The following is a 5,271-nucleotide window of genomic DNA, read 5'->3' as shown; positions in this document are numbered from 1 at the left end:
TTCCGGATACGCTCTATTGGCTGGTTCTGGCCGGTTCCATCAACCTTGGAATTGTCATATCCATCATTGTATTCGATGCCGACTACATGGAATCGGAGTTGGCGTCCGCGCAACGCAGGTATGCCCGGCTGCAACAAGTGCGCAGAGGGCAATTCTTCGCCCCCAAGGCAAAGCAGTTGGGACGTATATGGACCCTTCCCGACTTTCCGCATCTAAAGGGGGCCGGGGCGATTGCATGGCGCCAGACCACTGGAACCATGCGATCGATGCCAACCACTCTGGCCGTGCTTCCCGTGCTTTCTATTGTTGCTGGTGTCGGAATCAACGTATCGGGACTGGGCGAAGCGGGCAATATCGGTATTGCAGTCTTTGTCGGAGTGATGGCTTATGTCACTCTGCTGATTTCGAATCTGATCCAACGGAATTTCCGCGGCGATCTCGAGTTCATGGAAGTGCTCAAAGCACTGCCGATGCCAGCTACGGCAGTTGTTCTTGGCGAATCTGTAGCGCCGGTGCTTCAGCTTACGTACATACACGTGGCGATGTCTCTTGTGGTGGTTGCCGGTTTTGAGAAGCCGCTGTTCTGGGCTTCAACGCTCCTCGTTGCTCTCCCATTCAACGCTGCGTTTGCGCTGGCGCACAATCTTGGCTTTCTACTGCTTCCCGCGCGGGTCAACTTCGGCAATTCCGGTGATATTGTGGCTGCCGGAAAACAGATGATTTCCTTCTTGGTCGTATGCGCGATCATTCTGGCTTGTCTGGTCGTCGGGTTTGTGTTTGGCGCAATTGCGTGGGTCGTATTTGCGCAGTCGTGGTGGGCCGCTCAAGTCGGCGCAGCGATTGGGCTTTGGATATCCGTGGCCGTGCTCGTGCCGATTACCGCCGGTGCATTCAATAACTTCGATTTCTCTTCGGACATGCCGGGGTAATCCAATGTGGCATTGTCTGCATCGAATAGAGTGGGAAATGCTTGGAGATCAGGAGGGTACATCGTGATTTGCGTGCGGGAATTGTACAAATCCTACGGAAAGAAGGTCGCGGTCTCTGGACTATCCTTTGCCGTCGAGCCGGGGCAGGTGCTCGGTTTGGTCGGTCCAAACGGGGCGGGCAAGACGACTACGCTTCAGGTCTTGTCGGGTATCCTCCCCGGTACACATGAGGAGATGACGATTGGCGGTTTCGACGTCATTCGCCAGCCTATTCAGGCAAAGAAGCTGCTGGCGTTTGTGCCCGATGAGCCGATGCTGTTCGATTTGCTCACGGTTTGGGAGCACTTCCGGTATATCGCCGCTGCGTACGACGTGAAAGACTACAAACCCAAGGCCGAGGCGCTCCTGGAACAGTTCGAGTTGGCGGACTTGCGCAACACGCTTACGTCGGAGTTGTCGCGGGGTATGAAGCAACGGCTGTCGCTGTGCCTCGCTTACCTGCACGATCCGAAGGCCATCTTACTCGACGAACCGCTCACGGGGATTGACCCGCGCGGCATTCGCACCGCAAAGGATACGCTCAAACAGCATGCCGCCAACGGCGCCGCTATTATCCTAAGCTCGCACCTACTCGATATTGTTGAAGACGTGTGTACGCACTTGCTCATTTTGCAGGAAGGGCAGTCCGTGTTCTTTGGCTCGCTGGACGAGGCGCGCGAGAAATACAAGACGTTCGATGGCGAAGCTTCCCTTGAAGACGCCTTTCTCCGAGCTACCAGCGAGAACGGCATACCGCAGCAAGGAAAGTAGCAGCACATGTTCGGCGTGCCTCCAGCCTTATCACTCCTATACCGGATGCAACAGCGCGCCGGGTTCCGGCTATTGTGGCGAAATGCTACGCGAAGATTGAATTTCGTTTGGTACATCTGTCTCGCGTTGGTATGTGCTGTGCTTTACGCGGCATTCTATTTTGCTGGACGTGAGTTTGCCGAAACGGGGACGGGGCTGTCGCCGGAGCAAAACGGCACTATCGTGAAGTGCATACTCTTTCTTGTCCTTATTGTCTCGTGGACGGGCGTGTCCAAGTTGGGCGGCTTCGTTATGCTTCCATCAGAGAGGTATTGGCTTTTCTCTGGTCCATATTCATTGAGACAAATCTCGTGGCACCGGATGGTCACGGGCTTTAGAGGGGTCGCGACTATCGCTATTGTCGTCGCTCCGCTGGTGGCGCAATTTGGCCCTTCGGCCGTTTGCGTGGTAACCGGCTTCCTCCTCTATGCGCTGTTTCTGTGGTGCTTGCTGTGTTTGTTAGTATCCGTCGATGTGAAGCTCGATAATCAATGTGCTCGGTCTTTGCCTTCAATGTGGGCGCTGCGTATCTTCCGCTCATTGAGAGTGGTGTTGGCACTTGCATTAGTGGCCGTCATGCTGTTCCCGATCTTTGCGGCTATTCGTGACGCGCACATACACCAGAGTTTCCGTGAACTGGAATCGATTGATTTCACGATGCTCTTCCTTCAACCTGCGGCAACTCCCGGATTCCGCCAAATCATGATGATTTTCGATCCGTTCTTGCGGATCATGTCGGCAGATGCATTGGATACCGGCGTGCTGGGCTGGATGCTCGTTGCCGTCGCTATGAGCGCCGTGAGCGCGGCGCTTGTCTTGCTCATTAATACCGATTACAGGCAGGCTGTCGTTGAGGCGAGCATCCGATACCTGGAATTCCTTGAGCAGCAGAGCGGCGGCATCAAGACCATCTCGAAAAGACGCCGTGGCAGAATTGGTTCGTATGCGCTGCCATTCGGTCCGGTGCGCGGTTGCTTTGGTGCGATTATGTGGCAAAGTTTGGCTTCCGCGGTGCGGCGTGCCAACGCAGTTCTCTTCGTAGTGCCGCTGGGTGCCGTCGTCTTCCTTTACGCAGCGAAATTGTTGCTGCCAAGCGGCCTTGAGGGGGGGGGCGAATTGGAGGACGTGATTATTGGTCCCCTCTTCATTTTCGTATTTGCTCCCTTGATTGTGATGCAAGGAATATCTGGCAAATTCGAGAATTTGCAGGTGCGAAGCGTCAAGACCTTACCCGCGCCCCCGTTGACAGTAATCGCCGCAATGGCACTCGGGTCTACGCTTGTGACCCTCTGGGTATTCGCATGGATTGCCTTGGGGTGTGCCGCATTCTTGAATGCCCCTCGCGTGCTCTTCCCCACGTTCTTTGTGCTTCCCGTTGCGGTGTTCGCGGAGAACCTGCGCATCCTCTTGGTGCACCTTCTTGTTGGCGCAAGAAGGACCAACTCTCCAGCGGCGGAAGTGATGGATATAGCTTACGGCGCATACTCAGGTCTCTTGCACCTTGCCACGTGCCTTCCTTATCTGATACTCGCTGTCCCGGCTGGTTACTTCGCCTGGAGGCTTTCGAATCATTCTCTCGTTGTCACGTTGGTGACCCTTTCGCTTGTCTCAGTCCTTCTGGCATGTATCTACCTCTTCTCTGCGGCCTACCGCTTCTCCCGTCTCGATCCCCGTTCGGAGATCGCCCCATGAGTATTGTTCCTCGTGGGATCGTGATGCTTTGGTGGTTGCACACAGCGGCGAGTTGGAGGCGTCTTGTCGCAGGATGCATGACTTGGCGGGGCGCAGTGGGCTGTGCGGCGATGGTATTTTTCGGCGGCCTTTGGTTTTGTAACGCTCTATTCGTCGATCGAAGATTACTTTGGGGCTTTTTCGACACTGTGCCGCCGTTCCTTCAGGGTATGGCGCTGGCTGCCTTCTTCTTCGGGCTGCTTGCGGCCAGCAGAAAATGCCATCTCTATGCGTCCGCCAGCATGTTTCATGCACTGTTGAGTGGACCATACACCTATCGTCAAGCGGTGGTCGCGGCATTCGTCTACGATTCGCCGCTCTACTTTCAGATGGCGGCGGTGACCGCGTTTTTCTTGGTTCCCTTCGGATTCCTTGGCCTGGGGTTGGGGGTTATACTTGCCATCCAATTTACCCTTGTCACTCTAAATGCGGCAGGACAGATTGACTCCATCTTGCATGGACCACCGTCCGCCAAGAAGCGAGCCCTGCCCAGACTTGTCTCGCTTCTGGGCCTCGCGCGGCTTTCCGCATTTGTATTGGTTGGGTGCTTGGTTTGGCGGATACTTCATTTGACGCAGGACGGCGTGAACCGCCATCTGGTCGGGGCGCATTTACCTTGGTCTGAGTTTTTGGCCTTGCCTGAAATGAGCATCCTTACGGTGCCGCTCTACCCCTACTTGCGGCTCATGCAGATTCGCGGCCTCACACAGGAACTCCTGGTTTGGGGACTCGCGTGTGCATGCATCAATGCTGCGTTTCTATCTCTCCAAGTCGCGCTGGCAAGCCCGCGATACGAGTTTCTGCAGTGTCGGCCTGCGAGTGCTCTATATGCACAGCGCCGTGCAACGATCAGCTCAGGACGAAGACGCGGAACTGAAAGGAGGGCTTTCCCGTTCTTGCCATTTCCCGGCAATGCCGCCGCGGTAACATGGCAGATGGGGACGTGCATGCTGCGCCGCGGACGATATGCTCTTCTGTCAGGCCCTGTACTTGGCATGGTATTCGCGCTTGTATTCGGTCTTCTGCAAGAGCCCACGGTTGAATATCGGGAGATCGTGGCCGCCGTCAGTGTAGTCCCTGTGATGTGCACGCTATACGCCTTGCTTCTATTGGCCGTCGATTTCATTTCGGAGTGGAAGACATTGCGCATGATGCTCACGATGCCATTCGACCCTGTCCAGATGATCGTGGCAAGGATAATTCCCTGCGCACTTGGTATTATGTGGATATTCCTCTGTATCTCCCTGCCATCCGGGGTAGCTGCATCTTCGGGCGTTTCGTTGGTATTCGCCCTGTTCTTTGCCGTACCGATTGGGGTTTTCCTGTCCGCATTGGCTCATTACCTGTCGATTCGATTTCCTGTAACGCTCCGGCCCACGTTGCCAAACGTCTCAGACGAGGCGCTCAGGGCACTGTTTGCCTTCTTCACCGCCCTTCTGCTCTTCATGTTAGGCCTTGGAGTCTCCGCCGGTGCCGGCTACGGGATGTGGGTCTTGACGAATTCCCTTTGGGCTGCCCTAATCGCGGCGGCGACGGCATTGCTTGCCGCCGGTCTCGCGCTCGTAATGTTGTGCGCCCGCGCATTTGAACAGTTGCCAAGTAGGCTGGAAGCGTTGCGGTGACCGGTCCCGTCCACGGAGCCTATTCTGGAGTCTGCGGCGCGTCAGGCATAGAAGGTATGACAGAGCGGGCGTGGAAGAATGTGCTTGGACACGATTCACATGATTCACACGATTAGGACTCAAACCCGATGACACGTTCG

4 protein-coding genes are annotated in these 5,271 nt (G+C 55.7%); all 4 read left to right on the top strand.

Annotated elements, in window-relative coordinates; all coding sequences use genetic code 11:
• Positions 1–929, top strand: a 929-nt coding sequence (locus tag K1Y02_25040; GenBank protein ID MBX7259646.1) for a putative ABC exporter domain-containing protein, incomplete at its 5' end; no start/stop codon positions are given.
• Positions 930–992: 63 nt separating this feature from the next.
• Positions 993–1,739, top strand: a complete 747-nt coding sequence (locus K1Y02_25035; GenBank protein MBX7259645.1) for an ABC transporter ATP-binding protein — start codon at positions 993–995, stop codon at positions 1,737–1,739.
• 138 nt (positions 1,740–1,877) lie between these two features.
• A complete protein-coding gene (locus tag K1Y02_25030; protein ID MBX7259644.1) occupies positions 1,878–3,470 on the top strand; it encodes a hypothetical protein in 1,593 nt (530 codons plus the stop codon).
• Positions 3,467–5,131, top strand: coding sequence for a hypothetical protein (locus K1Y02_25025; GenBank protein MBX7259643.1), 1,665 nt, complete (start codon positions 3,467–3,469; stop codon positions 5,129–5,131). The genes K1Y02_25030 and K1Y02_25025 overlap by 4 nt, the downstream gene beginning before the upstream one ends.
• The last annotated feature ends 140 nt before the right edge of the window (positions 5,132–5,271 follow it).

It is taken from the genome of Candidatus Hydrogenedentota bacterium (assembly GCA_019695095.1).
Classification (GTDB): Bacteria; Hydrogenedentota; Hydrogenedentia; order Hydrogenedentales; family SLHB01; genus JAIBAQ01.
The sequence above is the reverse complement of the archived record's forward strand: the minus strand, read 5'-3'. Positions and strand labels throughout refer to the sequence as shown.